A 2,002-nucleotide genomic window follows, 5' to 3' on the forward strand; every position below is an offset into this window, starting at 1 on the left:
CATCGTCGCCGCTGCCGCGCTTCGCCAAGGCCTGGGACGCGCAGGCGCACCTGGCGCCGCCGGCCGCCGCGTCCGCGGCGCCGGTCAACCGCTTCCACGACATGCCGATCGCGATCGTCGGCATGAGCGGCGTGATGCCGCAGTCCGACGACCTCGACGAGTTCTGGCAGCACCTCAAGAACGGCGACGACCTGATCAGCGTTATCCCGGAGGACCGCTGGGACTGGCGCGAGTACTACGGCGACCCCTTCAAGGAAGTGAACAAGTCGAACTCCAAGTGGGGCGGCTTCATGAAGGAAGTCGACAAGTTCGACGCGCTGTTCTTCGGCATATCCCGGCGCGAAGCGCAGATGATGGATCCGCAGCAGCGCATCTTCCTCGAAACCGTCTGGAAGGCGATCGAGGATTCGGGTCATCGCGTGTCGGACCTGTCCGGCACGCGCACGGGCCTGTTCGTCGGCGTCGCCACGAACGACTACGTCGACGTGATGAACCGGCTCAACATCGGCCTCGACGGCTATTCCGCGTCGGGCAACTCGCACTCGGTGCTGGCCAACCGCGTCTCGTTCCTGCTGAACCTGCGCGGCCCGAGCGCGCCGATCGACACGGCCTGTTCGAGCTCGCTCGTCGCGCTGCACCGCGCGATCGAATCGATCCACACCGGCAGCTGCGACATGGCCATCGTCGGCGGCGTGCAGGTCATGCTGAGTCCGGCGGCCTACATCTCGTTCGGCATGGCCGGCATGCTCAGCGGCGACGGCAAGTGCAAGACCTTCGACAAGCGCGCCAACGGCTACGTGCGCGGCGAAGGCGCCGGCGCGATCCTGCTCAAGCCGCTCGCGCAGGCCGAGGCCGACGGCGATCACATCTACGCGGTCGTGCGCGCGACGGCCGAGAACCACGGCGGCCGCGTCACGACCCTGACCGCGCCGAATTCCGCGGCCCAGGCCGAGCTCCTGATCGAGGCCTACGACAAGGCGCGCATGGACCCGGCGACGGTCGGCTACATCGAATGCCACGGTACCGGCACGGGGCTCGGCGATCCGATCGAGATCCAGGCGCTGAGCAAGGCCTTCGGCGAGCTGTACAAGCGCCACGAGCACGCGCCCGCGGCTGCGCCGCACATCGGCCTCAGTTCGGCCAAGACCAACATCGGCCATCTCGAAACGGCCGCCGGCATCGCCGGCATCCTGCGCGTGCTGCTCGCGATACGCCACCGGCAGATCCCGGCGAACGTGCATTTCGAGGAACTCAATCCCTATATCAACCTGGCCGGCTCGCCGTTCTACATCGCCGACCGCACGCGCGACTGGGAGCCGGCGCGCGCCGGCGACGGCAGTGTGCTGCCGCGGCGCGCCGGCGTCAGCTCGTTCGGGTTCGGCGGCGCCAACGCGCACATCGTGCTCGAGGAACATCCGGCCTCGGCGATGCCGGCGCCGGCGGTCGAGGCCGGACCGCAGCTGTTCGTGCTGTCGGCCAAGACCGACGACCGCCTGCGTGCCTATGCCGCGGCGATGCTCGAACGCGCCGAGCGCGCCGCGCCCGACCTGATCGACTTCGCCTACACCCTGCAGGTCGGCCGCGACGAGATGCCGGAGCGCCTGGCCGTCGTCGCGGCCTCGCACGACGAGCTGTGCCGCACCTTGCGCGCCTTTCTCGATGGTGCCGCGCCCGACGGCGCCGCCGCGGCCGGCTTCAGCCAGGGCAGCAGCCGTCCGCGCAAGGACGCCGCGCCGGCCTCGGCCGACACCGTGCAGGCGCTGATCGAGGCGCAGGATCTCGCGGCGCTCGGCGCCGTCTGGGTCAACGGCGCCGAGGTCGACTGGAAATGCCTGCGGCGCCCGCGCACGCCGCGGCGCTTGGCGCTGCCGACGTATCCGTTCGCGCGCGAGCGCTGCTGGATTCCCGGCGTCGAAGGCTTCCGCCGCAGCGGCGACGCTGCAGCGGCGATGCCGGCGCCGGCCGCGGCCGCGGCAGCCGCTGCGGCTCCGTCGGTCGTCGC

1 protein-coding gene is annotated in these 2,002 nt (G+C 70.6%); it reads left to right on the forward strand.

What is annotated here, in order from left to right:
• A partial coding sequence (locus NON22_RS23550) for a type I polyketide synthase (RefSeq protein ID WP_257389422.1) occupies positions 1 to 2,002 on the forward strand: 2,002 nt, incomplete at both ends.

Origin of the sequence: Tahibacter caeni (assembly GCF_024609805.1) — a bacterium.
Classification (GTDB): domain Bacteria; phylum Pseudomonadota; class Gammaproteobacteria; order Xanthomonadales; family Rhodanobacteraceae; genus Tahibacter; species Tahibacter caeni.